A 356-nucleotide genomic window follows, 5' to 3' on the forward strand; every position below is an offset into this window, starting at 1 on the left:
GCCGATTTGTTTTTCCAAATGGCGCTTGGGATAATCTTTCGTCAGATTCTTCTTCCAACGATAATAGGACGCTCGAGAGATACCTAAATGAATACAGATATCCTGCACGGTCATTGTGCTGTGCAATGCTTCTACAAGTTCGACTGACGTTTCGCTATCAACTTCCTTTCCAATTCGTTGTACTTTTTTAAAACTTCATTCTGTTGTCTCAGATAACGGTTCTCTGCCTGCAGTTTCTCTAATTCGGAAGAATACTCTGGACCTTTTCCGTAAGTGTATTGCTTTCCAACAGGCTGTTCGAATCGATGTATATCCCCAGCCTTATGCCATCTAACCCATGTCTGAACCTGTGTCTT

At 42.1% G+C, this 356-nt stretch carries 1 pseudogene; it reads right to left on the reverse strand.

What is annotated here, in order from left to right:
• Positions 1–356: pseudogene (locus AC0DBE_RS21755) on the reverse strand (DUF1492 domain-containing protein); the annotation flags it as partial.

It is taken from the genome of Bacillus sp. VA15, assembly GCF_055721145.1.